This window comes from Sulfuricaulis sp., from assembly GCF_040901545.1.
Taxonomy (GTDB): Bacteria; Pseudomonadota; Gammaproteobacteria; order Acidiferrobacterales; family Sulfurifustaceae; genus Sulfuricaulis.
Window position 1 is genome coordinate 188,212 of the sequence record NZ_JBBDYL010000004.1, and the last position, 23,016, is coordinate 211,227.

17 protein-coding genes are annotated in these 23,016 nt (G+C 53.3%); 3 read left to right on the forward strand and 14 right to left on the reverse strand.

All coding sequences use genetic code 11. The features are described from left to right. Nucleotides 1-193: 193 nt before the first annotated feature. From WD823_RS01000 to WD823_RS01065, 14 genes are all read right to left on the reverse strand, one after another. Nucleotides 194-2,383 carry a bi-domain-containing oxidoreductase gene (locus tag WD823_RS01000; protein ID WP_368427609.1) on the reverse strand — a complete coding sequence of 730 codons (2,190 nt, stop codon included), beginning with the start codon at nucleotides 2,381-2,383 and terminating at the stop codon, nucleotides 194-196. A gap of 67 nt (nucleotides 2,384-2,450) precedes the next feature. Further along, nucleotides 2,451-4,283: an asparagine synthase (glutamine-hydrolyzing) gene (asnB, locus tag WD823_RS01005; protein WP_368427610.1), complete on the reverse strand. Its 1,833-nt coding sequence runs from the start codon at nucleotides 4,281-4,283 to the stop codon at nucleotides 2,451-2,453. Between the two features lie 2 nt (nucleotides 4,284-4,285). Further along, complete coding sequence (locus WD823_RS01010; protein WP_368427611.1) at nucleotides 4,286-5,632, reverse strand: glycosyltransferase; 1,347 nt, start codon at nucleotides 5,630-5,632, stop codon at nucleotides 4,286-4,288. A 481-nt stretch (nucleotides 5,633-6,113) separates the two neighbouring features. Then, the gene (locus WD823_RS01015) at nucleotides 6,114-7,280 is read right to left on the reverse strand and encodes an SGNH/GDSL hydrolase family protein (RefSeq protein WP_368427612.1); all 1,167 of its coding nucleotides are present in this window, start codon (nucleotides 7,278-7,280) and stop codon (nucleotides 6,114-6,116) included. 220 nt (nucleotides 7,281-7,500) lie between these two features. Next, entirely contained in the window at nucleotides 7,501-8,463 is a 963-nt protein-coding gene (locus tag WD823_RS01020) for a glycosyltransferase family 2 protein (protein ID WP_368427613.1), read from the reverse strand. Nucleotides 8,464-8,465: 2 nt separating this feature from the next. Next, nucleotides 8,466-9,509, reverse strand: a complete 1,044-nt coding sequence (locus WD823_RS01025; protein WP_368427614.1) for a 50S ribosomal protein L11 methyltransferase — start codon at nucleotides 9,507-9,509, stop codon at nucleotides 8,466-8,468. A 245-nt stretch (nucleotides 9,510-9,754) separates the two neighbouring features. Next, a complete protein-coding gene (locus WD823_RS01030; protein ID WP_368427632.1) occupies nucleotides 9,755-10,066 on the reverse strand; it encodes a glycosyltransferase family 2 protein in 312 nt (103 codons plus the stop codon). A gap of 258 nt (nucleotides 10,067-10,324) precedes the next feature. Continuing rightward, complete coding sequence (gene asnB / locus WD823_RS01035; RefSeq protein WP_368427615.1) at nucleotides 10,325-12,349, reverse strand: asparagine synthase (glutamine-hydrolyzing); 2,025 nt, start codon at nucleotides 12,347-12,349, stop codon at nucleotides 10,325-10,327. A 58-nt stretch (nucleotides 12,350-12,407) separates the two neighbouring features. Next, a complete protein-coding gene (locus WD823_RS01040) occupies nucleotides 12,408-13,949 on the reverse strand; it encodes a hypothetical protein (protein ID WP_368427616.1) in 1,542 nt (513 codons plus the stop codon). A 179-nt stretch (nucleotides 13,950-14,128) separates the two neighbouring features. Further along, the gene (locus tag WD823_RS01045) at nucleotides 14,129-14,797 is read right to left on the reverse strand and encodes a GNAT family N-acetyltransferase (RefSeq protein WP_368427617.1); all 669 of its coding nucleotides are present in this window, start codon (nucleotides 14,795-14,797) and stop codon (nucleotides 14,129-14,131) included. A gap of 117 nt (nucleotides 14,798-14,914) precedes the next feature. Then, complete coding sequence (locus tag WD823_RS01050; protein ID WP_368427618.1) at nucleotides 14,915-16,096, reverse strand: GNAT family N-acetyltransferase; 1,182 nt, start codon at nucleotides 16,094-16,096, stop codon at nucleotides 14,915-14,917. Between the two features lie 163 nt (nucleotides 16,097-16,259). After that, nucleotides 16,260-16,913 carry an acyltransferase gene (locus WD823_RS01055; protein WP_368427619.1) on the reverse strand — a complete coding sequence of 218 codons (654 nt, stop codon included), beginning with the start codon at nucleotides 16,911-16,913 and terminating at the stop codon, nucleotides 16,260-16,262. Beyond that, the gene (locus WD823_RS01060; protein WP_368427620.1) at nucleotides 16,910-17,062 is read right to left on the reverse strand and encodes a hypothetical protein; all 153 of its coding nucleotides are present in this window, start codon (nucleotides 17,060-17,062) and stop codon (nucleotides 16,910-16,912) included. Before WD823_RS01060 ends, WD823_RS01055 begins: the two co-directional genes overlap by 4 nt. A gap of 155 nt (nucleotides 17,063-17,217) precedes the next feature. Further along, on the reverse strand, nucleotides 17,218-18,648 hold the full coding sequence (locus WD823_RS01065; protein ID WP_368427621.1) for a hypothetical protein: 1,431 nt from the start codon (nucleotides 18,646-18,648) through the stop codon (nucleotides 17,218-17,220). 1,289 nt (nucleotides 18,649-19,937) lie between these two features. On the opposite strand from WD823_RS01065, the gene WD823_RS01070 reads away from it, so the two are divergent. The 3 genes from WD823_RS01070 (at nucleotide 19,938) to WD823_RS01080 (ending at nucleotide 22,808) form a co-directional block, all read left to right on the forward strand. Beyond that, nucleotides 19,938-20,546 (forward strand): hypothetical protein, encoded by a 609-nt coding sequence (locus WD823_RS01070; protein ID WP_368427622.1) that lies wholly within the window; start codon nucleotides 19,938-19,940, stop codon nucleotides 20,544-20,546. Between the two features lie 152 nt (nucleotides 20,547-20,698). Then, on the forward strand, nucleotides 20,699-21,835 hold the full coding sequence (locus tag WD823_RS01075; RefSeq protein ID WP_368427623.1) for a GDSL-type esterase/lipase family protein: 1,137 nt from the start codon (nucleotides 20,699-20,701) through the stop codon (nucleotides 21,833-21,835). Nucleotides 21,836-22,034: 199 nt separating this feature from the next. Next, entirely contained in the window at nucleotides 22,035-22,808 is a 774-nt protein-coding gene (locus tag WD823_RS01080; RefSeq protein WP_368427633.1) for a class I SAM-dependent methyltransferase, read from the forward strand. The last annotated feature ends 208 nt before the right edge of the window (nucleotides 22,809-23,016 follow it).

The window sequence follows — 23,016 nt, forward strand, 5'->3', positions numbered from 1 at the left end:
ACCGCCAAAGTCATCGACTGCCCGTGCATGCAAGCCTTTTTGATGCACATCAGTCATCGACATTCTCTCAATCAAAGATTAAAACCTATCTCAAAAACGGTGCGCCCTGCGCACCGATCTACAGCTTAATCGAAGCCATTGGTGCGTGGGACGCACCCTACGAAAATCAAAACATGGCATTTTGAGATAGGTTCTAATCTGTTGCCTTGTACAAATCCGCCAAATGGATCGGGGCCGCCGTTTTTAGCGATTCGATTACCGCCAACGTTGCCAAGGTCGTATCGATCAACTCTGTCAATGAAATCGGCAATGGATTGGCAGACTTCACACACTCGATGTAGGCATCCATTTCCTCTTTTTGTCCCTTGTTCACCCGCCACCGGTTTTTCGAGGATCGATCACCTTCGTAGTAGGTGACAGATTCAAAATTGTGCATTTGTGCCGTCACTCCGCCACCGAATACTTCGAAGAACTCCTTCGGTGACTTGGGACCGCCTTGCGTAAGGTACAATATGTTTCCAACCGACCCGTTTTCGAACTGCATCACGATCGCGATATTCTCCAGATCATCGACAGTCATCTTTTCTGGCCGCAACGACTGCGCAAAAACTGAAACGGGACGTGAACCGCTTATAAATGAAATCGTGTCGATAAAATGACCGCCCTCACCGACAAAACGTGAACCTTCGTTGCGATCAAGATACCATGATCCGGACTCCAGTTGGCCCGCGTGTATTCGATAGTGAACGGTCAACGGCGCCTGTACCTTTCTGAAACGCTTCGCGATCTCCGCCACGACCGGCGCAAAACGCCGGTTGAAGCCGACCATCAAGCGATCATTGCCCGATTCTGCGATCGCTTCTCTGATCAGCTTCACTTCCTCAAGGTTGAGCGCCAGCGGTTTTTCCACATACACCGCTTTGCCTGCCCGTATGGCCTCCACGACCATCCGGGCATGGGAAGAATGGCGCGTTGCAATGACAACCGCGTCAACGTCGGCACTCTCGAGTAGCTCCTTGTGATTCGTCGTTGCCCGTCGGAAACCGAATTTCCGCCTGGCGTCCTGACCGGACAGTCCTGACGCCGTCGCGACGCCGTCCAGGACTACAGCGCGATTCGCCTTGAGGTGCGGCAATAACATCGTGGACGCGTAATTGCCGGCTCCTATCGCCGCCAATCGCACAACGCCATCCACCCGAGTCCTTCCAGCCACCGCGCGCGCTGCTGTAGCGGTGGGGAGGCTTTTGCGGAAGTCCTCTTCCAGCGCATATTCAAACACCGTTCCGAGACTGTCTCCCTTGCCTTCCGCGAGCTCCTGGTAGACATGCTCCGCCTCCTCAAATGACCGGACGGAGGAGATGATCGGCTCGAGCTGCACCCGCCCGTCGGTGACGAGGTCCAGAAAGGACGACATGTTTCTTCTCTCGGTCCAGCGCACATAGCCAATCGGGTAATCGAGGCCCTGTTCTTCATACTGGGGGTCGTAGCGTCCTGGTCCGTAGGACCGGGAAAACCGCACATTCAATTCCTTCATGTAACAATCGTTCCACGGCAGATCGAGCTTCGTCTTGCCGATATCCACGATGCGGGCGCGGTCGCGTGCTATGCTCACCGCAAGCTCAAGTGGGCCATTGCTCGATCCTCCCGCCGTGATGAATACAGTATCCGCTCCGTGTCCATCGGTCATGCGCCCAACAACGTTTCTGAGCCTTGGATCGTCCGGCCCCACGGCCGCGGCTGCCCCGCACTTTAATGCCAGCTCGCAGCGTGCTTCGACAATATCAACGCCGATGACTGTCACGCCGGCGGCCCGGAGTATCTGAACCAAGAGTTGTCCCAGCAATCCAAGTCCCACCACGCAGGCGGTTTCGCCCAATTGCATCTCCGCCTGCCGGAATCCCTGCATGGCGATCGCACCGACAGTGGCAAACGCTGCGTGCTTCGTCGAAACAGAATCCGGTATCGGGACGACGAGATTTTTTGGGACGAAATTCACCTCAGCATGGTTCGCATATCCGGCGCCGCCACAAGCGACGCGCTGTCCAACACGGAACTCCTCAGCTCCAGAACCTACTGCGATGACTTCCCCGGACAGGGAATAACCGAGGGGCGTTAGCTTATCCAGCTTGTTCATCACCTTCTGATAGGTCGCCGCCAATCCTTGCTGACGAAGTGTGTTGAAGACTTTTTTAACCTGATCCGGGCGCGCACGCGCTTTTCCCAGATACGACATCTTCCCTTCCTTGACCTTCATGCCTTCGGTACCGGCGGAAACCACGCTGTAGTGTGTCCGCACCAAAACGCCGCCACCCCGGACAGCGGGGACATTTGTTTGTTCCAGACGTATCGCTCCCGTCTTGTAGTTTTGACTAACCTGTTTCATTTTTCCTGCTGCCTCGAATGTTTGATTGGAGATATAGCTTATCTACCGTAAAAACCAGCACTACACTCTATCCCGCGACACCATGTCGCTCCAACCAAAGCCCCAGCGTCAACAGGTTCCAGGTCTCGTAGTTCCGGCCGTGCTGCTGTTCGGAACGCACGCCGGGCAACAGTTCACGCAGTTTCGATCCATCGGCGAAGACCCGCTGCGACAACGTCCTGACCTCCGGAAACTCCAGCCATGCCTGGAACGGGGCGGCAAAACCCTGTTTGCCGCGCTTGTGTAACAAAGCTGGCCAGTATTGCTTAAGCGCGTGCTTGAAAAGGACCTTGGTCTCATCGTCCTTGACCTTCAACACAGAAGGCAATGACAGCGAGAATTCTACAAGATCACGATCCAGAAATGGGGCCCTCGTCTCGAGCCCATGGGCCATGGCGGCGCGATCCACTTTGACAAGGATGTCGCCTGGCAGGAAAGACATGAGATCGAAGTACAGTACTTCATCCATGCCCGTAGTGCTGGCGGGAGGTCGGTAGTATTCGCCGGGAAAGTAAGAACTCGATGCCATGCTCTGTTCCGCCCACCAGCTTCGCCGGCTCTCGCCCGCCACCGTAATCTCTCTGATATATCGCCTCCAAGGTTGGGGGGTCCGTACCGCAATACCGATAGCGCGCGAGTAACGGTCGAGTGATCGGACCTTATTACCGACAAGGCGGCTCACGCTTCGCAGCACGAGCCACACAAACCAGGAGGCCGATACCTCCGTCGATTTGGCCAACAGTGGGTACCAAGCATACCCCCCGAAAAGCTCGTCCGCGCCGTCGCCGGTGAGAACCACCTTCACGTTCCCCCGCGCGTACTGGGATATGAGGTACGTGGGTATATGCGAGGGGTCCCGGAAAGGTTCGTCGTAAACTTCCGCCATGGTTTGAAGCAATTGGGCCACGGGCGGTGTCCCAAGATCGATGTCGTGATGTTCGGTACGATAAAGCTCCGCCACCGCGCGGGCGTACGGCAGTTCGTTGATATATTCTCCGAACCCCACCGAGAAAGTCTTCACGGGTTGACTGGAAAGTTGCTGCATGAGAGCCACTATAGTGCTCGAATCGTGTCCGCCGCTCAGGAAAGCACCGACTGGAACGTCAGCGACCGTTTGGCGTTGCACCGCCTGTTGCAAAAGCTCCCGCATACGGACCGCCGCATCGTCCAAGGTCATCTGTTGTGCATCGAAACGCACATTCCAGTAGCGGGTGACTCGCAACCCTCGATCGTCCCACTCGAAATAGTGCCCCGGCGGGAGTGAATGGACATTTTGATAAATTGTCCGATCAGGAGGGACATAACCGAACGCAAGGAACGCATCAACAGACATGAGATCGAGACAGGGGACAATAAGATCCGAGGCAAGAAGCGCCTTGATCTCCGAGGCAAACAACAACGACCCCGTGGGCGCCATCGCATAATAAAGCGGTTTCTCGCCAAATAAATCACGGCCGGCAAAAAGTGTTCGCTTTTTCGTGTCCCAGATCGCAAAGGCGAACATCCCACGGAACCGGTCAAGGCACTGCGTGCCCCATTCCGCATAGGCGGACATAATCACTTCGGTGTCAGAATGAGTATTGAAGCGATGCCCTTTCTTCAGCAGTTCCTCGCGCAGTTTCTGGTAGTTGTAAATCTCGCCATTGAACGTGATGGCATAACGCTCGCTCGCATCCTTCATTGGCTGCACGCCGCCCTCGAGATCGATGATGCTCAGGCGTGTGTGGCCAAGCTGACACTCACCCAGATTCAGTATCCCGTGCCCGTCAGGACCGCGGTGCGAAAGCGACGCGACCATGCGCTCAACCGCCTTAGTGTCTTCTTTTGATTTGACGCCGATGATCCCGCTAATTCCGCACATGGTCAGCTACCGTGACCCCGCTGAATGGGTCGAGGTATTCCGCCATTTCCCGTATTCACAATCTTCGACTCATCAGTCACCACCGGTGATCCACAACCTGCCATCGGTGTTTGTTCGCCATATTGCTTGAGTAAGGTTGTGTACAGTTTAACAAGTTTTAAACTTAGTCCACCGATGTCAAACTCAGTCTCAACCTTGCGCCGCGCGGCGCGGCTCATTTGCGGCCAGATTTCCGGATGGTCGCAGAGATAGATGATTCGCTCGGCAAGATCGTTAACACTTCGCTCGGCAACCAGAAACCCAGATTCACCATCGGTCACCAATTCAGGGATGCCGGCGTGTTTCGTGCTGATGACTGGAAGCCCCACGGCCATGGCTTCCTTGATGACATTCGGAATTCCTTCTTCGTCACCATCCTCTGCAGTGACGCTCGGCGCCAGCAGGATATGGGATACCTCCATCATTGCCACGATTTCTTGGTGGCTCATCCAATCATGCAACCGGACTTGCGTGCCGACGCCAAATTGCTCGATCAAACGTTCGATCTCAATACGAAGTGGCCCGTCACCGACGATGTCGTAAACAACCGTGCGCCCCGATGCAATAACCTGCGCTACCGCCTTCAGTGCATACGTGACGCCTTTTTTCTCGACAAGGCGGCCGATGGACACCATCCGGTTCGGCTGTCTTTCGCGGAACCGAGGTTCGGTGTATTTGAACTTTGCGCAGTCAATTCCAGAATGTAGTACGTGGATTTTCGACGGATCGCAGCCCGCTTCCATCAGCCTTCGGGCCAGATAATCGCTCACGGGAAGAAGTAGCTGGCCCATACGGAATAGTTCCGCATATCTTCGAGGGTCGGCTCGCAGGTTTTGAGTAGCGTCATAACCTCTGAAAGATGTCACCAATACACCCTCGATAGCGCCAACCTCTAGGAGTTCCAGCGCGTACAGACCGAACGGTCCAAACTGGGCATGCACAATGTCGTATTTTCGTTCTCCGATGCGTACGAAAGTTAAAGCGGCATGCAGCAACCACAACGACATCGCCAGGCGACCATGCCGTAATACATTGAGCGAGCGTGCTACGACCCGCGGTGCACGCCAGCCGTACATGATCAGAAGCCCAAGCAGCTTGAACAGTCGGACAGCATAGTTCTTAGGTGGGGAAATTGAGTGTGTACGTCTTGATAATCCACCAATCTCGATATGCGCGGATGTATTTTTCTCCGAATGATCAGTAGTATAGATAGTTACGTCATGGCCGCAATTCTCGACACCCAGTATCTGGTTCGCCACAAATGTTTGCGACGGTGCCGGAAAAGAACCAACAATGTAAGCGACCTTCACCGCACTATGTCCTTGTCAAAAACAACGTTTATCCACAGCCTTGTAGAACTGAAAATGGCGCCTCGATAATGAAGATGCAAGGTCATCTTTATTCGACCCACACCGGTATCTCCAGCAACTTTCTTTTGATGCGGCGCAGACCGCGATAAAGTGCGGTACTGTGGAACACCATACCGACAGGCGGAAGGTACCGCCAGTTAAACAGTCGGTAGACGATCGTATACGCCTCGAGTCGCTCATTAAGTCGCTTCTGCTGTGTCTCGAATTCGTCCGCGACTGGTAACCGTGCTTAGAGTAACAGCGGGCTCTTCCGTAGAACATCTCTTCATATTCCATATCAAAAGCCTCACGGATTAACCAATATATAGATCCGCGCCTTTTGAGGTATCCATCAAATCCGGGAGCATCGATATATTCCGTCAGATTGGCGGGGCGATATTTGTCCAGGGCGCAGTATTCGAGGCTATTACTCTACTACAAGCTAAAGGCGATCTTTGATCGTCTCGTGCACCGCTTCGGCGATAATCTGGTTTCCATAGGGGCTAGCGTGAAACATGAATGGCCTAAGATTGAATTTCGCGCGGTCGAACGGTCGTTCAATGATGTTGACTACTCTTAGTCGATCCAGGTCACCGCGTGCCCGTACATGGGCGACGTAATTGCTGTAATCATAAGTTCCATTACGTTGTTGTAGCTTGACTGCATCACTCGTCGGTATGAAAAGCACTACGCCTACAAAATCATGCTGGCGGGCGAGCGACTGGAACTCTTCGAGAATACGATCCAGTTTTTCGACCGCCGCATCAAGTTCGTAGAGATTTGGCCGGGGACCAACAGACAGGTAGTAATGCGTCGCTCGTAGGAATGCAAGCGTATACGGAAACCTAAACACCGCTTTTCTCTGGTTAAGGGCGTACCAGTAATCTGCCTGCCGCGCCTTGTCATACGCGCGATCGTAATCCTCAAGCAAATTTGACTGAAAAACCAAAGGATTTGATAACCATTCAAGTTTTCCATTACGATTGTGTAACATGGGCTTAAAGCCGAGTCGCATTGAGTCCATTGATCCACTATAAAACGGGCGATAGGAATTCATCAGGCGGTTAATGTTTTCACTAAACACCCCGAGCACTACTATGTCGGTGCGGTATTTTGGCAGATTCTGCTTAAGACGTAGCAGCGCCTGATCGGTACCGTAACCACCGACTCCCCAATTCTCTACATGGCTGTTAGTCAATTTTGATAAGAAGTACGACCAAGTCTGGTCATCATTCACTTGATCGCAAAAAGTAAAGGAATCCCCATATGCAGATATTCTTACGAGTTTAGCCGCATAGGGGTTTCGACGGGCACGTTTACTGTCGATCGTATAGGACCAGTGAATACCATTTCCGTCGGGCGATAATTCATCGTGGCTATTCGACGGCGGAATCCACCCTGTTACTTTATCGTAGAAGCCGACCCGGAATCTTTGGAGCTCTTGCAGAGTGACGCTGTTCCGAAGCGCATCGTAATCGTCATAAATAAAACTTCTTTCCTTTCTGCTTATTACCAAAACAAATGATGCGTAAGTGAGACCTTCGATTATGAATAAGACGACAAGTATCGTTGCGATGTGGAGCTTGTAACGTTTTAGGAGATTGATCAACACGAGAATTGGTTTCTAATATTCCGATTGTTGACTACAGTTTTTTATCTGCGTGACGTGCACATGGAGTAGCGGAACGGTTCAGGTATTTCTGGATAAAAAAACAGAGAGACTTCAATATTTAATTTCCCTGCCGATATGGATGATGTTCCGACTTGGTATCGGCCATGACTATGGCATGGCTGTTAAAAGCCCTGTTTTTTAAGCGTGCGCCAGATACTTACTCGACCCATGCCGGCATTCCCATAATTTTTCTTTTTATGTAGCGTAGACTGCGATAGAGCGAAGTGCTGTGAAACAACATGCCGACGGGCGGAAAGTATTGCCGATTAAACTGTCGATAAACAATCATATACGCCTTGAGTCGCTCCCCCGGAGCGCGCACGTCGCTCGCGCGGCTGTAGTTGACGTTGGCAAAGAACTGCAATCCACGGTTGCGCACCTCGGCCTGCTTGTCGGGTGCCAGTTCGCACAGCAGGTCGAGTAGCTCGAGCGAGTCTTCGCACCACTCCCGCACCCGGGCCACATGCGTCCACTTGCCGCCGTGTTGCCGTGCACTCGCCTTCGTTTCCTCGATATCGATTCGCCCCATTGTCGCAGCTAATTTGGCCGTGGCAGCCACGTCCTGAAAGAGGTTGTGTCGCGAGTGAAGCCCCCCGATCCGTTTGAGACCCTCGCAATGATAGAGGGTACTGCACACATAAAGTGGCGTCTTGCCCGAAAACCACCCAAGGAAGAAATCGGCTGTTGATAAACCAGCCACAAGATTCTTGCCCTCATTGATCACGGTACCATTTGCATTAATGATACGCGTTCCTGTCCGGATGATTCCCACCTGAGCACTGTGTCCGGCTGCATGCATGCATGTCTCGACAAAATCACGATCAATCTTGTCATCGTCAGGAAGCATTAGAAAATAAACGCCATGCGCCTGTTGCAGGCAGAAGTTAAAGTTGTCGTTCGGCTTCATCCCTGTCTTATGACGAAAATAGCGGATGCGCTGATCACTGTAACCTGCTACCACTTCTCGTGTATTGTCGGGTGAACAATTGTCGGCAACAACAATCTCAATATTCTGGTATGTCTGAGCCAGCGCGCTTTCCAGCGTCTCTCTCAGAAAACCATTCGCGCGGTTATACGTCGGGATACCGATGGTAACAATCGGATTGCTGTTTTTAACCATCGCTACACTCTGTCAGGTTCCCTATTTTTTATCTTGTATTTGAGTTTCCAGGTACTGAAGACAGCGATATCTTCGAATACCCATTCAAACTCTATGACATCGCCCTTTCTCACATCCTCGCCAGTTAGCCTGACACACACATTCTCGAAATGGGTCCTTGGACTCAACGGTGACGTATCGAAGGATATTTCATCGTCGAAATTAACGCGAAAATAGATACTGAGGACATCGAGGCGTCCGTCACGAGTTACCTTTTTCACATACGTGAGTCTGTTTGGCACATCGCCTTTCTTCATGGTCTCGAGATCTATCGAAAACAGTTTCTCGGGATCACAGAGAAGATGCTTCACCTGGTATGGCCAAATCCGTTGCTGCAGGTAATCGGAGATGGTGCCATCATTTTGAAACTTCTTCCAGTCTTCGCTCATGTCAAGCAGGGCGTCGAACCGGATGCCGTGCAGATTTAACTGCCAGATAAAATGGATTCGGTATTCATCGTTGAGGGTCATGGGTTCAATGAAGAAGTCAAACCTGGCTGGTATGATCTTTCCGCCCTCCTCCAACACCCGATCGCGCAACTCCGTTATGTTGTCAACGAACTTCTCATCGAACAGGTAGTAGCCGATCTGCTCATGCAGAATGACGCTTACTTTAGCGGGAGGGTTGAATTCCCTACTATGCAGCTTCAGGAAATCAATATTAATCCTGTTATTACGCTGAGCGATGAGCTTGGCCGAGTCAATAATGTCCGAGTGGTCAATTGCGTAGATCTTTTTTGGATCTTGTTGCGAAGCAAGCAACGCCAGGAGTCCCGTTCCCGTTCCCATGTCTACGACTGTGTCATTTTTTCTAACGTATTTCTGGATCGCACGATGGTATGCGTTCACACGCACGGCGTCCGACAGCATGATCTCGTGGATGTAGTAATTACGAAATGTATCACGGCTCCACTTCTCATGCAGAGCTCGCTGTACTACGGGTTGTTCTCTTAACCATTCCTTTATTCTCAATAGCAGGCGGATCGTGATATTTATTAGGGCATTCATTTTATTCGTGCGCTTATCTCAGATCAGAATGGGTTTCATTTTACCCTTGGACAGTGAGCAACCTCAGAGCAAGGCGCACGTACTGGCAAACATATCGTCACCGGCCTCATCGTTAAACGCGGCCTTGTACCCGGCGCGCGGCATGCATAGGCGAACAGATCATCTGACTAGCGCGCATATTGGGGGTAGCGCAGTAAATGCCGTGATTCCCTCACGGTGCCAGAATCCTCCCGTCTCGGAGCACGTTAGTCCGCGTGGTATCGGCTCGCGTAAGAAGATTTTTTCAACATCAGTCGATTAGGGAAGCCCTGTATAAGTACCATTCGCCCGTCGCAGACAGGAATTGAAAATTTCATTTGGAATAACCGGTGGTTGCTGCCGGAAAAACGTATTCGCGGATCTGCATAGCTACGGACAATAGACTCCATGTTGTCGGTTGAACCGTTGTCGGACACTACAAACTCCAGGTTCGAATAACTTTGGCCCAAAGCGCTTTCAAGCGTTTCCCGCAGATATCTATTCACTCTGTTGTACGTCGGGATGCCGATAGTGACCAGAGGAAAGGTTTAGTTGCTCATATCAGCATGACATCAGTAGTTAATGGATCGTCAACATGTTGCCGGTTTGAAAGCCGATCGCGACATGAAATCTCCATAACTTTAATTCGATGCCATCAATAAATATTTCCCAGAACGTCCGAAACAAGAAAAAACGGTGACATATGCTGTGGTAGCTTAAAGGTTTTAACTGGCAGAGGAGATACAAGAGAATCAATCCTTCGGTTATTACAGGGCCGGGTAACGATTCTCCCAACATTAAACGACGGCATTTTTCACTTCAGTATTTGCTTTACGTGAACACGGTTTCATGAATTCAGGTGTGTAGGTCGTAGCGATAGGCTGCTCCAATTCCGAGATTCTCTCTTCAATCTTCCTGAATAGCGATTTGTTCTCATTGATGAAAAGCTCGTACCACAGAATGAAACTAATCGCGTTCCAATCCGTTCTCAACTGTTCATGTCGACGGAAATCAATGTAAGGATTGCGCGCCTCTGTCAGAATCAAATCAACGATCTGGCGATAATTCACAAAGAACTTTTCGTAAGGATACGGAAAACCCATTTTAATCCGGCGCCACACGACGTCGGCCGGCAGGATATCCTCCATCGCTTTGCGCAGGATCCACTTGTGCCAGCCGTGGCGTATGAGATAGGTAACCGGCATCCGCGCCGCCGCTTCGACAACACGATAATCGAGGAATGGACAACGTGCCTCAAAAGGCATGCCCATATAGTTCTTCTCGCCTGAGCGCAGCCAGTAAGGTATCTGGGTGTTAACGATCTCTTCCCGCAACCACGCCGACAGCGTAGCAGCGTAGTATTGCCTTCCCGGTGTGCGGAGGTTTCTGATTTTTTGGTTTTCGAGCATGGGGATCGCGGTCTTGATCCGGCGCACCAGGGGCCTTAATCCCAGCATCCCCAATATTTCCTTTCCGATGGCGGTCAGGGTGTGCTGGCGCTCTGTCCAGTGCACGGCGTTATCGACAAAATGCCCCAATCTGCCATGAATAAGATTTTCGATCTGGGCCTTCCAATAATAGCGTGAATATCCGCCAAACATTTCGTCGCCGGCCGCACCGGTGAGCGCGACTTTAGTCCCGGCAGCGCGCATAAGCGACCAGATCACCTGACTCGTCTGCATGTTCGGTGAATGGTACGGCTCTTCCTGCAGCTCGGTGAACACCGTGATTCCCTGCCAGAAACCACCGAACCCGGGCTCGAGCACGCGGTAGTCCGTGTTGTATCGGCTCGCGACGGAGCGGGCGAACGGCTCCTCATCCCACTGCGACTCGGCGAACTTCACGGTGTAGGTGGTGATCCGGCCGGGATGGTGCCTGGCGGCAAGCGCGAGCACGGTGGAAGAGTCCAAACCCCCGCTTAGCTCTAAGGCGAGCGGCACATCGGCGCGCAGTCGGATACGCACCGCATCGTCGAGCGTCTCGCGCACCAGCCGCATCGCCTCGGGGACCGAGATATCAGTCTCATGCAGGCGTTCGCGTGGTACTTCCCAATATGTCCGAATGTTGTTCGGAAAATTATTATCAACGACTGTCCAGCAGGCCGCCGGCAGGCTTTGGATCCCATCGAAAAAAGTGGAGTTATCGAGATCGCGCCGGCCGTCCACGCACCAATGCCAGATTGCTTCTTCATTGACCTTCCGGCTGCTCGACACAGCCGGGACCCGGAGCAGCGATTTGATCTCCGATGCGAAATAGAGCTTTGACCCGAACTGCGTCCAATATAGGGGTTTCTTGCCAAGCCGGTCGCGGCTGAGAATCAAGCGCCGCTTCCTAAAATCATACAGAGCCAACGCCCAGAAGCCGTTGAAGCGGCTGAAGCAGCCGGTATCCCAGATGCGGTAAGCCTCGAGCAGGACCTCGGTATCCGAGGTTGATCGGAATGTAACACCAAGTTTCACGAGTTCCTCGCGTAGTTCGATATAGTTGTAAATCTCGCCGTTGAACACCACGCAGCAAGAACCGTCCTGAGAAAACAGCGGCTGGTGGCCGCCGGCGGAGAGGTCGATGATGGAGAAACGCCGGTGGGCCAGACCGATGTTAGCGGAAAAATCTCCCGCTGAGGAAATTGACGGCAGAGCTGTGCGCACCGATTCCGGACTCGCCGGTCCCGAATAAGCCTGGTAGCGCGACGTGTTCTGATTGATCAACACATAGCCCTCATCATCCGGGCCACGGTAGTGAATCGCGTCCGTCATGGTCTTGAGCAGCCCCGGCAAGACCACGGCGCCGCTTAGATCAACTATACCTACGATGCCGCACATTCAGTTTTCCTCTTAGCTCTTGTCATTGTCCTGTTTCTCTTATGCCGATCGACACATATCAGCGATAACGAATGAAGTGCGCCGCGTGGCGCAGCAACTGTTCGGAACCGCGCAGGTATCTCCCCATCAGCGAGGGTTGTTTGTGGGGATTGATCGGTGCACCCAGTACCTCGGGCCAAAGATGTTCGATCATGCGCGCGAAGAACGGAGGCTTCAATCCCTTGCGGTAGCGTGACGGAACCGACAACATCAGCGTCAAGAGTTCGCGCGAATTGAACGGCGTAAAGATGTCCTTCCAGGCCATGTCGAACTCCAGTTGCGTCGTGGCCAACCAGCTGCCGCAACTTTGTTCCCATTCGAACAGATCGAGTCGATTAATTCCGTCTACCACGCCGACGTCTTGCAACCACTTCTCAAAGTAACGTTCGGTAAATTCGTTGCGCCCGCCCATCTCGCAGCGCGACAAATAGGCGGGCGTGACGTGCTTGCGGTCGAAGAACGGCAATTGCTGGCTGCCCTGACACCGCGCGACCTCGCCGCCGCTGCCCGTTACTACGACTTTCTTTCTTCCGAAATGCCCGAAGATGGCTTCCGCGTCCGGAGCGTAATAATCGTGCGCCAGATAGACGTTCGATTTGAATATCCGCCCGAACTCGGGGGTCGTCGTCACGGGCGCCAGGATTACTTCGTGCTTCAGACCGAGCTGTGCCAAAAGCGCTGACGGAATCGCAATGTCGGGGTTATCGTCGGACATGTTCCATTTACGCACGGTGACGAATGACACCCTATCCGCAATGTCCTTGCAAGCAGCCAACACCACGCGACTATCGATTCCGCAGGTGACGGCCACCGCCAAGTCGAACCGATTGGCGGCGGCTCGAATCAGTCCGCGGAGCAAACGGCCCGTCCTCAACACGCCTTCTTCCAGCGCCAGCGCCGGCAGCGTCTGGGTGGGCCAAAAGCGCCGCGATACCCCGTGCCGCAGATCGAGGGAATGATTGGGTACCAAACGCCGAATGTCGCGAAATGCCGAGGCCGTCATCGGCCATTTGTATTCCCGGTCCGTGCGAAAAATCTCCGAGTCCATGTAGGCCTGCGCGGCATCGTCAACCGGTAGGCCGAGCATGGCCGCGCCAAGGCCCGCCTCGGACATCGCGAAGACCTCGCCCACGGCGCCGGGCAGGGTATGGAACACCTGACGCAACCCGAAAGAGTCGTTGAACAGATGCGCCTCATCTCCAGCGACCGCGACGATCGCCCAGCGCCCGCCGAGCGAATCCGTCGCCGCGATCAAGGCAGCGAGCGATTCGCACCGATCCAGCAGTCGCGTGAGTATTTGCCGATCGTCATCCTCCGGTGCGTACGGATCGAGCATATGCCCGAGCAAGGCCAGAGTCTTCGCGCCGGTTCCGACCTGGACCACGTTGAGCGCCGGATGCGCCGTGAGCTTTAGCCGCGGCCCCACGACGACCTGCGTCCAATCTTCGAGCCCGGGCGCGAACTCCGGACCGATTATGAACTGGTTGCACCGGAACAGCGAGCGGTACGGGTTTTCGGTCAAGCCGAACGATCGTAATACCGACTTGGTTCGTGCCTCCATCGTTTCCGAGTTACACTTGCTTGACTATCACCGACGCGGTTTTTACCTACACCGCGCGTTCATAAAGAAGCGTACATCGGCGGCATGCCGAGGCGTTCGGCAACGGACAACATTGTCTCCAGCAGCACCCGCCAGTTGAATGGTGAAAAATCATTTTTCCAGGCAATATCGAATTCCAATCAAGCTGCCGTTCTCTCGTTGAATCTGGCCCACCATTGCATCAGCTGGGGGTCTTTTTGGGGTCCCAGGAACACCTTGCCCCAACCGCGGATGCGGTAATAATTCACCGTACGCTCGGGTTCCTCCCCGGTGCGGATACGTACCTTAAGGGCGATCACATTGTCGAATCTGACCAGCGAAAAAACCTCTTCAATTCCTTGTTCCTTTAAGATCCGAAAACTAAGCCGTCTGATCAATTTTCCAAGTCCCTGCCCTCGAAATTGCTTATAAGCATAAAGGTCATATACAAATGCCTGCGTGGCTTTCAACGGAAGAAACGGTATTTCCCACGAGGTACGGAGGGGATCGCACCAAGTGCAACCCGAGCGAAACGAAATCCACTGATAACCGACGAGTTCCTCGCCCTTCATCAGACATAGACAGCGATCGCCGTACGCGGCTCTCCTGGGATAAGCCGTGGGCATATCGGCTTCAGGATGTTTATCCATGAACGCTATTTCCTCCACGCTCGCCCATTTCCATCGATAAGGTGTCGGTATCGGCACAGGCTGGACGTTATTCAGTGTTTTTCTAAACAAAATAGTGTTGCCGTAAAACTTCCAGCGCGTAGGCGCCAGCCGTACCGCCAAGTTCAGCATTCGGTAGAACATATTCCAGCGTTGCTGCATCGGGCGATCACTTCGTTCTTTGCGTTTGCACTTCTTGCCAAGTCTTGGTTCGGTTAGTGTAAATACTGATCTTCCGTGGAGGCTGACTGACAACGAAATTTTGCCAAGGCTACGGAGCTACACGGATGAGAGAACAGGCGCCGGTCTCAGCTCGATACTGCCGGCGAGGTCAGCTGGAACAGGAATTTCCTCGCGCTGCCCGCCCAGGAGATAGATATTCAATCGTTCCATCCCCGGAACGTAGTAGCTTCGGTGTAGTTGCCTCAACGGCTGCTCTCCCACGAACGTCTCGCTCTCCAGGAAAACGGTGCCCGAAAACCCCGAGTCGGTCCGCGCAACAAAAGGATTATTGACCAAGAACGCTTTTACTCCCGGCGAAACTCGTCCGCATCGCAGCCAAAATCCCTTGGCAACGCTTCTGCCCGCAAAACGCAGGCCCCATCCTTTTTTGAATTGCAGCACGCCGTCGTTCAGGAACGCCCGCGTGTCGCCGGCGTAGACGCGTTCATAACCTTGCTCGCTGAAATACAGCATCTTGTAGTAGTACATCGCCGTAATCGCGCCTGCCTTGACGTGGTCGCGATTTCCATCCTTCACACCCAGGATCCACCAGTGCGCGCGGTGCGGTTCGTGGATAACGATCGAGCCCGCGACACAGTCGCCGTCTCGTTTGACCAGGCACAATTCGCTGCGGCCCATTTCCTCGCGCACTCGCTCATAAGGCTCCAGGAACGCGCGATCGCCGTGTCTTTGCTTCACGTACGGTATATACATCGTGTGGTAAAAGCGCTTAAATTCCTCCGGACTTTTAGACACCTCAAAATCGAAAAACCCTCCCTTGCTTCCCCTAATGCGCCGTGGATCGCGTGACGTGCCTTCACGAGACTTGAATCGCTCCAACGCCTCGGACAAGACAAATTCCGCGCCCATCCAGGTCGGTATGTAGAAACCGCCATCGTTTCCAAAGCGGTAGTAGTGCCGATCTTCCAGATCCATAACGATCAAATCCGGGTTCCCACGTCGGCAGCTGGTCCGCCGGGCGGCATTCCATATCCACGCCGTGCCGAGATCATGCTGCGCGTTTGCCCCTTCAAAAGCCAAATTCTCAATGTAATTCTTGTTTTCCAATTGCCCCATATAAAGAATACTGAGGCGCGCCCGGCTGGTGCGTTCTTGACCCTCGAGAAACCAGACACGCACCCTATAGGGATCAATAAATCCACGGACGCGGCGCACGGCTTTGCGCAGCGGTCCGATTCGCCTAAGAACGTTTATTATGCGATCGCTGGCGGCGCCCATTTCGATTTACCTTTATTCGGGACACCGGGCACGCTACCGCAACCCGGGCGCATGTCCCTGGCAAAACATCTCCTTTCTCCATGTCCGGGCCTGCCCCGGTCCGAGGACAATGACGCGGTCATCCGGATTCCGTTCCTGAAGTTCCGCCGTCGGTCACACACCGCTATGCGAGGCTGCTCCACCGCTGCGCCGCTTCGTCCCACTGCTTGACGATCCGCGCCGGCGCGCCGATCGCGATGCATCGGTCGGGAACGCTTTTCGTTACCACGCTGTTTGCACCGATGATCGACAATTCTCCCACCGTTACCCCCGGCATGATCACCACGTTTTGGCCTATCCAGCAGCCGCGTTTAATGACGATCGGTGAAATCTTCCACATTTTTTGATATTTGTACGGTTCGTTGGCGTTCTCGAAGCCATGCATGCCATCCGCAATCAGCACATTTGAGGCGATCATTACATCGTCTTCAATCGTAACCTCTTGCATCGCGGCAATGGTCAGCGATCCCGTCGACGTCACGCGGTTGCCAATTACAATCTTTGGATTGAATTTTTGGACATCATGTTTTATTTCCGGATTAGACATTACATGCGAAGGATAAATCCTCTGTGGAACCAGTAGCGAACCCGGTCCGATCGATACGTCGTTACCGATATCAATTAATTGCGCATCGTATATTCGGCGTGGTAACTCTATTTTCAGATTTCTGGGATTGCTGGCGAAACGTGGAAGATCGGCTTCGGCGATCTCCTCCATCTTTTTGTAAAGACGCAACAGCATTGAGCTGACCCATTTGCGCACGAATTTTTTTATCATTGCCATTTACCTCGCGACCGGTCCTGGTAAATCAGTACATCGCCCTCGTCGTCCGGGTCGCGATAAAAGATCGCGTCCTTCATATCATTGATCAGGCCGGGCTCTATTATCCGCCCAGACAGACTGATGAGTCCCGTTTTCCCACGCATGGCTTGATTTCCAGGTTCAAAGCAAGATTGTGTCATTTCGTACCTGACCTGGCGCAACCATGCCAACGTGCCCAGCGTGACGCACATTCACAATGAGCACGGCTTGCAGCATGGTGGCTTTCCTCGGTATCCGCGGCCGTTCAGGCAACCTCGAGTTAGCGATAACGGAAGCGTTGTAACACATGCCGCGCAACGAGTCCTGCCTCGTGCAAGTATTGACTGACGGCGGACCGCTTTCTGTGCGGGTTGATCGGCGCCCCTTGAACCTCTGTCCACAATTTCTGAATCAGGCAGCGGAAGAGCGGGTAATTCGGTCCCTTGCGGTATTTCGTCGGAACCGACAACATGGCGATGACAAGATCGCGACAATTAAATGGCGTGAAGATATCCTTCCACGCCATGTCGAACTCAAGCTGTGTTGTTGCAAGCCAACTCCCACACCCTTGCTCCCATTCAAACAAATCCAACTTGTTTATGCCTTCGCCCGGACCCGCATCGTCCAGCCACATCCCGAAATGCTTCATGGCGAATCCGTTTATGGCGCCAATTTCCAGCTGGGAAAGATAGGCGGCGGTTACCCGCTTGCGATCGAAGAACGGCAGTTCCGCCCGGAACTGACAGCGACCAACTTCGCCGCCGCTTCCGGTAACGGCAACCTTTCTGCGTCGATAGCGCCCCAGAATGGCCTCCGCATCCGGACCGTAGTGCTCGTGGGCCAGGTACGTACTCGATTTAAATATCTGGGCGAATTCGGGAGTCGTTGTCACCGGGGCATTAATCACGTCGTGCTTGAGCCCGAGCTGCATCAAAAGTGTCTGGGGAATCGTGATGTCCGGGCTGTCGTCGGCCATGTGCCACTGCCGCAGCGTTACAAACGACACCTTTTCCTTGATGTCCCTGCAGGCGGCGAGCACAACCCGGCTGTCGATTCCGCAGGTGACAGCTATGGCGAGTTCAAACCGGTTGGCCGCCGCGTGCAACAGGCCGGTCAAAATACCGGCGATCTTCTCCGTGCCCTCTTCGAGAGTGACGGTACTTAACCTACTCTCCGGCCAGAACCGCCGGCAAGCACCGTTACCGAGATCGAGGTAATGATTTGGCAATAGACGGCTTATGCCCCGAAAGGGCGAACTCGCCGCCGGCCACTTGTACTCTGAGTTGATCCGAAACTCTTTCGAGTCCATATATGCGCGCGCCTCGTCGTCGACGGGCAGGCTCAGCAGCGCGGCGGCAGCGGCTGGCTCCGACATCACATACAGGTCGCCCGCAAGTTCCGGCAGCGTATAGAAGACCTGGCGTAGGCCGAATGCGTCAGTGAAAAGATACTGCGCACGTCCATGTGTTGCGATGATCGCCCAGCGCCCGCCCAAAGCGCTGGTCGCTTGCAGAAGTTGTTCGAGTGAATCGAAACGCTCGAGCAGTCCGTCCAGGATCTCTTGGTCGCCCGCCTCGGGATTATTTGGATCCAGGAGAAAACCAAGCGCCACCAAGGACTTCGTTTCACTGCTTGCCTGCGTCACGTCGAGTTCCGGATGAGCTGACAGCTTGAGCCTCAGACCCAGGGTAAGGTGTCGCCAATTGTCCATCCCGGGGGCGAATTGCGGTCCCAGCAAAAACTGCTTGCATCGAAACAGCCTGAGATACGGATTGCCCCGCATTGCAATTGAATTTAGATGTTTAGTTAGGCGTACTGTATTCATATCTAAAGACCTCTTTGGATTTGCATTGCGCACGAAACGCGCTGTTGTTGCTCATCCCTCTGGAGTGTTGCTATCTCCCTCATCAGTACTCAAAGGGCAATTGATTGTTTGCATTCACCCGCCCCAAAATTGACTCGCCATCCAACAACCCAAGTCAAAGAATTTAACCTGGCTAGAAGCCCAATTTCGGCTACTTCAAAGTTCACAGGCACGCTACCGCAACCCGGGCATAGCCCAGGAAATAAATAACGTCCATGTTTTTTCAGGCGGTCGGCTGATCTATCAGGCGCATGCTTGTCGTGTAATGGTCATGCTGGTTCAACAACAATGCCTGGTTACAGGACGCCAAAGCATGGCGCTGATCTAGCCGGCAAGAAGGGATCTTGCTGGAGAAATGCAAGTCTAGCAGGTGAACGCTTCGATTGACTGATTGCGCATTACGGGTTATGGCCACCTACACTACCAGCCAGTCATGCAGCACGGCGCCTGCTCCGCCTCTCCCCTATGTCGCGTCGGCTACGAAACTGGTAATAATTAATGTATGTACTTGCGCCACTTTACAGCAGTATGCCAATACATATAAAGAATGCCGTGTTTTCGTGTTTTTCCGTTTAAGATTCTATTAATATACAGGGACTTTCTTTGGCAATTAAACCCCCCGTATGAAGTGCAGTTTCGGTTTATGGCTGAAACAATGGAAGTTTAAGTAAGTTCGATATACCGATTTGACGTTTTAGGATAGACTACGCGTCTGCAAAAACTACACGCAGTTAAGTTGTAAGTTTGGCCGAACACTAGGTGGGAGGAGCCGCTTAAGCTTCTCTCGGGAAACAACGGAAGGTAATTAGTCTCTCATGGACAGGAAAGCCCCTACGCCAGTTTAGACGCATGGGGAGGAGACAGGTCCAGGGAGGGAAATCTATTGGTTATTTGTTTTCAGGAAAGCCAGGAGATACACGATGAAGGTATTGATCAATCTTAGGAGCCTGCTGCTCGTATTGGCCCTGTTAGCTTTGGGCGGATGCGGCGGTGGCGGTGGCGGTAGTCCTGCGCCCGCGGGAAGCACAACGTGCTTACTCGATACAGCCGCAGTACTTGGCACATGCACGTTAGGCTGAGTTTTCACCTATTCAATTTAGTATCCACATTTAACATCCGTTAGCAGGAGATCAAACATGAGTAGTATTAACAAACTTTCTTCACTTGGTTATGCACTCGGGATATTGCTGGGTGTTGCTCTCAGCGGAGTTGTGTACGCGACCGGCCCCATTACTGACACATTCTCTCCGGGTGGCACGCTTACGGCCGATAACATGAACAACATCAAGAACGCGGTCAACGACCTTCAGGGCAACGTTCCGAGCACGAGCTGCCGTACCAACGCCGGCGCCGTGGATGCAGGCGCGATCCGCGTCGGTCCGCTCTGCGTTGATAACGCGCGTCAGGCCGCGAATTCGACCTGGAATAACGCCGTTAACACCTGCCGCACCGCCGGCAAGCGGCTCATGACTCCGGGCGAGTACATCGCTGCCAAAAATGCGGGTACAGTCGCCAATATGGCTACCAACGGAGAGTTTGAGTGGGTTGATTCAGTTTCTTCTAGCGCTTCGTCGACAGACAACGATCTCGCGGATGGCTATGCTGGTAGGATGGTTGTGGGCTACATGGGGCCAGCCACCGCCGCCGCCATCGGAGGTGCTGCATTGGATGGCGATATTTTCTTTGGGAACAACGCTGCTTATGATGCCGGCTTTTCTTTTATCTTCTTTCGCTGTGCCCGCTAAGTTTACGGATTAACAAAAAAGCGGTTTTTTGAGCTGCTTACATAAGCGGTTGTTATTTGGAAAAACTGCGCTGCAACGGCGGCGCAGTTTTTTTATGGGCAGATAATTCAAAGATGGGTAGTACACCGACACTACCTGAGGCATAATTCACCATGCCTGTGCATCAACTGCATTATTTCAATATGCGTGACCTGCTAAACCTCCCATCAATAACCGCCCGGCATTTTATATCGCTGGTGCTGCTTTTGATTGGAGCTTCCGGGTGTGACGGTGGCGGGGGCACTTCTGCACCCCTCTTCAATGTGCCACCGGTGGCCAGCAATAGCTGCAATGCAATCATGGACCCTGATCCCTCTATTGTGGTCCCCCTGTCGGCAAACGACAGCAACGGTAACGCCACGATTGCATCGTACACAATCGATACATTGCCAACGAATGGAAGCCTCAGCGGATGTGTTTCTGTGCCCTGCTTGCAGTCGTGTGCAACCATCGCCCAATGCGCCAGTTTCACTTACACACCTAATGCCAGCGCAACGGGCCTGCGCGGCATGGACAAGTTTAACTTCCACGTGACAGATGCCGGCGGGCTTTCTTCCTCCATGGCGACAGCCTGGATACTCAACAATGGCAAGGTGCGCATCATGCCGCTTGGCGATTCCATTACGGAAGGAACTGGCGATCCGAACGGCGTGGGCTACCGTCGACGGCTTTTCCAGCAGCTTGAAGCGCTGGTTGGTACGGGACGTGTGGATTTTGTCGGCAGTCTGGCATCGGGTAATCCTCCAGACTTTGATCTCAATCATGAAGGTCACGGCGGATGGTGCGATGACAGTCCATGCAGCGGTGGGTTCGGAAATATCAAAGACTCCGTCCAGGGGTTTCTATCAGGAAACCCGACAGACATTGTCCTGCTGCACATCGGTACGAACGATTTCAACGTAAGCAGTGCGGGTGTGGATGGTATTCTCACTAACATCAGTACCTGGGCACAATCCAATTTTCCCGTAACGGTATTCGTGGCTCGAATCATTCCGGCTGTTGATGGCACTAAGACTGTGAATACTTTCAACGATAACGTCGCCGCGATTGCCACCGACCGGCCTGCCGTTAAGGTTTACAATGTCAATCAACAGGACGTCCTGCAGCTCCAGGGGCAACTGGACAAAGCCGACCCGACCCTGATGGGGGATAACCTCCATCCAAACCAGACAGGCTACAACATGATGGCGGATAAGTGGAAACTGGACATGCAAGGCGCGACAGTACCCGTACTGCCAACCTGCCAGTAAGCTGGTTTTATGGAAATCCACTCTTACTGCACACTATAATCCAAACTATTTCTTTAAAGTGCCATAATGTCTGTGGTCACTGCGGCAAATGCTAATCAACGGCGCCTTAAACAGCATGTGATCAATGGCATTTCAGTTCTTTAATCGATCAGTCCAACTGCCGTTAAACTCCGCAGATATCACTCAGCGCTTGAGCGATGTGCATGACGAGTGGCTGATGACCGATGCGGAACGCGCCACCCTGCATTCCTTACTCACCACGCTGAAACCACAATGCGCGATTGAAGTCGGAGTCTACAAGGCCGGCAGCCTCGCCATTCTCGCGGCGCACAGCCGGAAGGTCTACGCGCTCGATAAGGATCCGGCCTGCGAGTCCGCGTATGCCAGCCGTTTCCCCAATGTCGAATTCATCACGGGGCTATCGCAAAATACTTTGCCCAGGCTGATTGACCGGATACAAGCCTCGGGAGAAGCTCTCGAATTCGTGCTGATTGACGCCGACCATTCCGTGGAGGGGGTTTGCCGTGACATCAATAATATACTTCGTTACCGGCCCCATCGGCCGCTTTACCTCATCATGCACGACAGCTTCAACCCGGAATGCCGCGGGGCGATAATGCAAACCGATTGGTCGAGCAACCCCCACGTCCACATGGTCGAGCTGGATTTCGTCGTCGGCCGATTTGTCACCAAGGAAGAAGGCGATAGCTACCGGCAGATGTGGTGCGGTTTTGCGCTCGGCATCCTGCTCCCGGAAAAGCGCCCGGGCGATGTCATCCTGCACGAGAACGAATCCCTTACGTATCAGAGCGCGTTAAGGCATTCCATTTACCGCTTCCACAGGTGGTGGAACCCTTTTTATTCGGTTCCTCAGGCCGCCAATCGAGCGCGCCGCACGGCGGCTCGGATCCTGCGCACCCACGCACCGCAACTTTTCGAATCGCTGAATGCGCGGCATAAAAAGAACGTTTAGAAGGGTACTATTCTTCCTTTACAACTTCGCAGACTCTCATGGAGAGTGCTAGAACCTATCTCAAAATACCACGTTTCGGTTTTAGTAGGGTGAGGCGGGGTTTTGATGCGCGCCATCCCTGGCGCGCACCCCCCCGGGGGGGCGCGCTAAAGCGCGTCCAATTTCGCTCCCGGCGAAATTGTCGTGAGCGCACTTAACGTGCGCTCAC

Bases quoted from the DNA above. Each gene is read 5' to 3' on its own strand.
- WD823_RS01000 (WP_368427609.1), bottom strand. From the start codon at position 2,383: ATGAAACAGGTTAGTCAAAACTACAAGACGGGAGCGATACGTCTGGAA.
- asnB (WP_368427610.1), bottom strand. From the start codon at position 4,283: ATGTGCGGAATTAGCGGGATCATCGGCGTCAAATCAAAAGAAGACACT.
- WD823_RS01020 (WP_368427613.1), bottom strand. From the start codon at position 8,463: ATGGTTAAAAACAGCAATCCGATTGTTACCATCGGTATCCCGACGTAT.
- WD823_RS01025 (WP_368427614.1), bottom strand. From the start codon at position 9,509: ATGAATGCCCTAATAAATATCACGATCCGCCTGCTATTGAGAATAAAG.
- asnB (WP_368427615.1), bottom strand. From the start codon at position 12,349: ATGTGCGGCATCGTAGGTATAGTTGATCTAAGCGGCGCCGTGGTCTTG.
- WD823_RS01040 (WP_368427616.1), bottom strand. From the start codon at position 13,949: ATGGAGGCACGAACCAAGTCGGTATTACGATCGTTCGGCTTGACCGAA.
- WD823_RS01045 (WP_368427617.1), bottom strand. From the start codon at position 14,797: ATGCAGCAACGCTGGAATATGTTCTACCGAATGCTGAACTTGGCGGTA.
- WD823_RS01050 (WP_368427618.1), bottom strand. From the start codon at position 16,096: ATGGGCGCCGCCAGCGATCGCATAATAAACGTTCTTAGGCGAATCGGA.
- WD823_RS01055 (WP_368427619.1), bottom strand. From the start codon at position 16,913: ATGATAAAAAAATTCGTGCGCAAATGGGTCAGCTCAATGCTGTTGCGT.
- WD823_RS01060 (WP_368427620.1), bottom strand. From the start codon at position 17,062: ATGCGTGGGAAAACGGGACTCATCAGTCTGTCTGGGCGGATAATAGAG.
- WD823_RS01065 (WP_368427621.1), bottom strand. From the start codon at position 18,648: ATGGACAATTGGCGACACCTTACCCTGGGTCTGAGGCTCAAGCTGTCA.
- WD823_RS01070 (WP_368427622.1), top strand. From the start codon at position 19,938: ATGAGTAGTATTAACAAACTTTCTTCACTTGGTTATGCACTCGGGATA.
- WD823_RS01075 (WP_368427623.1), top strand. From the start codon at position 20,699: ATGCCTGTGCATCAACTGCATTATTTCAATATGCGTGACCTGCTAAAC.